This is a genomic window from Methylocucumis oryzae, assembly GCF_000963695.1.
Lineage (GTDB): Bacteria > Pseudomonadota > Gammaproteobacteria > Methylococcales > Methylomonadaceae > Methylovulum > Methylovulum oryzae.
The window spans coordinates 1-4,595 of sequence record NZ_LAJX01000337.1 but is presented as its reverse complement, the minus strand read 5'-3'; the positions used below and the strand labels follow the sequence as shown (position 1 = coordinate 4,595).

Here is a 4,595-nt window from a genome sequence, read left to right as displayed (position 1 = left end):
AAATACTGATTACAACATTGAGTCGTTTAAATTTACCGACACAACTTTGTCATTATCACAAGTTAATGCTTTAACGCTAACTGGGGATGCTGGTGACAATACCTTATTTGGTTGGACAACTTATGACTCATTGTCAGGCGCTGCAGGCAATGATAATGTCAGTGGAATGGCTGGAAATGATACGTTAAATGGCGGTGCAGGGGATGATACGTTGCATGGCGGTATAGGAAATGATACCTATCAGTTTGGGGTAGGTTCGGGTAACGATTCGATTAGTGAATGGGATTATTCCGGACGCGGTGGTACGGATCAAATCACTTTTACTGGTTTAAAACAAGCGGATGTAAGTTTTGCCAAAACCAATAATTACGATTTAGTTGCGACCATTAAATCTACCGGCGAAATTCTGTATATATCCGATACGTTTTACTCAAATACTGATTACAACATTGAGTCGTTTAAATTTACCGACACAACTTTGTCATTATCGCAAGTTAATTCATTAACGCTAACAGGGGATGGAGGTGACAATACCTTATTTGGCTGGACTACATACGATTCTCTCACAGGCGCAGCAGGCAATGATAACGTCAGTGGAATGGCTGGAAATGATACGTTAGATGGCGGTGCAGGGGATGATACGTTACACGGTGGTATAGGGAATGATACTTATCAGTTTGGAGTAGGTTCGGGTAACGATTCGATTAGTGAATGGGATTATTCCGGACGCGGTGGTACGGATCAAGTTACTTTTGTAGGTCTTAAACAAGCGGATGTGAGTTTCGCAAAGAGTGACGATTTCGATTTAATCGCTACCATTAAGTCTACCGGTGAATTCTTATATATCTTTGATACGTTTTACTCTGACACAAGTTACAACATCGAATCCTTCAAATTCAACGACATCACCTTAAGCCTAAGCCAGGTGAAAGACTTGGCAGAAAAAATCAACCATTTACCAACCGGCACAGTCAGCATCGACGACACTACGCCCGAGCAATTTCAAATATTAACCGCGACTAATACGTTGGACGATATAGACGGCCTAGGTACCATCACTTATACCTGGTCGGCCAATAATACCGTGCTAGGTGTTGGCGCAAGTTACACTGTCAGCGCCGATGATTTGGGTAAGAAAATCAGCGTGACTGCCAGCTATACCGACGCCTTAGGTAATCTTGAAAGCGTCAGCAGCACGACGACCAAAGCCGTCGTGTTAGCCAAGCTGAATTTAAACGGTACGTCCGGCAATGATTTACTCAGCGGCGGTGGCAGTAATGACACCTTAAGCGGTAACGCGGGTAATGACTTATTAGATGGTGATTTTGGTGATGACATCTTAAACGGTGGCGACGGCGATGATTTATTAAACGGTGGTGCCGGTAAAGACATTCTCAATGGTAATGCCGGTACTGATATTTTGCGGGGTAGCTATGGTAAAGATACCTTCATCTTTAATAGCACACTAGATGGCACGATTGACACCTTGGCAGATTTTAGAGCCGCCGATGACACGATTAAGCTAGAAAACGCCATTTTCACCCAGCTTAACAAAACCGGAACGTTAAAAGCCGAGCAGTTTGCTATCTCCGCTAACGCGCTCGATGCAAACGATTACATTATCTACACCCCTTCGACTGGCGCTTTGTCTTATGACGCCGATGGCAATGGGGCAGGGGCAAGCGTTCAATTTGCAGTGGTGGGCGTTAATTTGGCGCTGACTAATGTTGATTTTGTTGTGATTTAGGTGATTGGCGCATTCCCACGCTCCGGCGTGGGAATACATACGATGTTTTAAATAGTGTAAGACTGGGAAAACATGAAGAAAGGTACGCATTCCCATGCGGAAGCATGGGAATGCGTAAAAATTAATATGACATTATTTATTAGGAAAACAGTATGTTGAAAATTAGATTATCTATGTTGTTTGTTTTATTGGTTTTAACGATTAACGCTGCGTTTACGACAAACGCTTTTTGCTGGTGCAAAAGGGTATGTACTTATGAACGTTAACACTTTATATCAGGCAAATGTAAATGGTTTTGTTCTAGTAAGACTAGCAGCGACTCCTGAGCAACGACGCGTTGCTGCGGAAGGCATGGTAGATGGGGAAATAGTTGCATCAGGTTCAGCTGCAGATAATACTTTAGAATCAGTTATTTCTTCACCAAAGCAGACGTTCACATTTAGAGTTCTCAAGGGTTCAAAATGGGAAGTAGATAGTGATGAAATTACGGGAGTTGAGGTTCGTTGGGTGAAATGAATAAGTCAGGACGTAAGTTGGATTAGCGAAGCGTAATCCGACATAACGAAGCCGCAAAGATTATCAGTTCTCTTGTTCCCACGCTCCTGTGTTACTGCCATTAAGTTAAGGAATATAACCAAATAATCAATAACTTGCATGTTGCGTTGTGTGAAATATTCTTCCGTAGGTCGGGTTAGCGATAGCGTAACCCGACAACATTGGAGCGTTAAATGTTGGGTTACGCTATCGCTAACCCAACCTACGCAACGCTAATTATTTGATTCTTAATATTTATCTCTTAACTTAATGGCAGTGACGCTCCTGCGTGGGAACACATACGAAGCTATTTCCTCGCAGATTCAAGCCACAAGTGTAAGACTGAGAAAACATTAAGAAAGGTAGCCATTCCCTCGCGGGAGCGTGGGAATGAGAAAAAACAGTTAACAATCTGCCAATTAGAGACCTAAAGGAAACAATAGTATGAAAAAACAAAATTTATTATTTTTACTAATTATGTTTATGACGAGTGGCTTTTCTTCTGCTGATATTAGTACTGGGTTAGTAGCTCATTATCGTTTTGATGACTGCAGTGCTACCGATTCTAGTGGAAATGAGCATAACGGCGTAATACATGGTGCGCCAAAATGTGCGGCTGGGGTTAATGGAAAAGGATTGCAATTTAACGGAACTGATACTTACATCGAAATAAATGATACTCCGGATTTAAGACTTTCTGGAACAAGCTATACACTCAGCGGGTGGGTTTTGCCGAAAAGCTATAACGACAGCTATATGAGTGCGTTATTATCCAAAAGGGGTAACCAAAATGGAGACGGTTATATTTGGGGAATAACAGGTAACGTTGATAGTTCTCCTATAGGTAGGCAACGAGTTCAAATTTCTGGTGGTGTAGATCCTAGCGCCTATTCGACTAAGGCAAGTAAGCTGAACGCTTGGCGACATTTTGTAGTGGTTTATGAAGTTGAAACACAAGTCATCAAATTTTATAGTAATAGTGTTCTTAATGGCACTGCTTCCAATATTCCATCGCCAAATCCCAATACGACAGCTTCTCTCCGAATAGCAAGGGATTCGGACGACTTAAATGCATTAGGGCCTTATTTTTTTAATGGCTTGATCGACGATTTACGCATTTATAATCGGGCACTGACAGCCGGTGAAATCGCCGAGCTTTTTAACCTAGGGCAATCCATTAGCGGTTCAATAAAAGGCTTACAGCAAGTTAGTGTGATGTGTACTAACGTGACAACCGGCCAGATAGTGACAATTCCCCTCCAATCAGGTAGCTCTTGGAATTGCAAAAAAGCAGGGTTGAAAATACAGCCAAATCAATCAATTAATATTTCGATTGATGGCAAAACTTATCCTTAGCCCCTAGCTTGGGAATGAGCAAACGTACACATACAACCGTGTTAAAGCTGTATCGGGCAAACCGATGCGGCTTTTTTTGTGTTTACGCCTTATGCTTATCGTCATACATTAACCTCTATCCTACGCTAATCTCACAAGCGTTTTTTGGTAAAGACCGGTTATAATTCCTTTTTTTATCTTTTAGCCCGTTGGGTTAGCGACAGCGTAACCCAATACCGGTGGCGTAAATGTTGGGTTACGCTGTCGAACCCAACCTACGAACTCAATAACCACATGCAACCAAGTTAAAGCCGTATCGGGCAAACCGATGCGGCTTTTTTTTGTCTCTATATTTTTCGTTATGCCCGAGTTTCCATCTTAAGCGAATCTCGCAAGCGACTATTAGCTAAGACCGGTTATAATTCCTAGTATCTCTCATAATGACTGGCAACGCATTAAGACACGCTGATGTGTTTGACGTTAGTTTAAAAACCTGAACCCGTTGTTTGCAAACGTGGGTAGAGCCAACCAGGAGAATAGCCAATGACCGATGACGAATTAAAAGAATTAGTGGCAAGTTTAGCGATTGCACAAAAGGAAACGGATCGCTTGCAAAAACAAAATCAAAAAGATATTGCTGAATTACGTCTTTCTCAACAAGAAACCGATAAGCAACTGAAAGAAACCGACCGTCAACTACGCCAACAGCTTAAAGAACTGGGTAAGCAAATCGGTGGTTTAGGCGAGAAATTCGGTGGTTTTACCGAGGGCATGGCGTTTCCGTCGATGACGAAGATTTTAACTGAGCAATTCGGTATGGAAATCGTTACGCCTAGGATGAAAGTGAAAAGAGGCGGCGATACCTTAGAACTCGATGTGTTTGCTTATGCTAATTCAGACCGCAATGAGGCATTTATCGTTGAAGTCAAAAGCCATTTACGGCCTGAGGCATTGACCCAATTAAAGAATATCTTAACCC

The 4,595-nt window shown here is 42.2% G+C and carries 4 protein-coding genes; all 4 read left to right on the top strand.

Translation table 11 applies throughout. The features are described 5' to 3' along the window. Positions 1-1,747: calcium-binding protein (locus tag VZ94_RS31280; protein ID WP_045780780.1), on the top strand; the 1,747-nt coding region annotated here is incomplete at its 5' end. A 255-nt stretch (positions 1,748-2,002) separates the two neighbouring features. Further along, positions 2,003-2,263 carry a hypothetical protein gene (locus VZ94_RS21245; protein WP_045780779.1) on the top strand — a complete coding sequence of 87 codons (261 nt, stop codon included), beginning with the start codon at positions 2,003-2,005 and terminating at the stop codon, positions 2,261-2,263. 462 nt (positions 2,264-2,725) lie between these two features. After that, positions 2,726-3,637, top strand: a complete 912-nt coding sequence (locus tag VZ94_RS21240) for a LamG domain-containing protein (protein ID WP_045780778.1) — start codon at positions 2,726-2,728, stop codon at positions 3,635-3,637. 522 nt (positions 3,638-4,159) lie between these two features. Next, a partial coding sequence (locus VZ94_RS21235; protein ID WP_045780777.1) for a DUF3782 domain-containing protein occupies positions 4,160-4,595 on the top strand: 436 nt, incomplete at its 3' end.